The following is a 247-nucleotide window of genomic DNA, read 5'->3' on the forward strand; positions in this document are numbered from 1 at the left end:
CCGCGCAGCTTGACCTGAAAGTCGTTGCGGCCCAGATACTCGATGCTGCCATCCGACAACCAGCGACCGAGGTCACCGGTCTTGTACAGCCGGGCAGCCGGGGCGGTTGAGAACAGATCAGGAATAAAGCGTTCTGCTGTCAGTGCCGGGCGGTTAAGGTAGCCGCGGGCCACCCCCATCCCACCAATATGGATTTCACCGGCCACACCCAGCGGCACGGGCTGACCCTGTGTATCCAGAATATAGA

Annotated in this window: 1 protein-coding gene; it reads right to left on the reverse strand. The window is 60.7% G+C overall.

Annotated features, from left to right (window positions below; genetic code table 11):
* Window positions 1-247 (reverse strand): AMP-binding protein (locus FE394_RS19490; RefSeq protein ID WP_319927965.1); only part of this gene is annotated, 247 nt, incomplete at both ends.

The organism is Xenorhabdus littoralis (assembly GCF_033949345.1).
Classification (GTDB): Bacteria; Pseudomonadota; Gammaproteobacteria; order Enterobacterales; family Enterobacteriaceae; genus Xenorhabdus; species Xenorhabdus littoralis.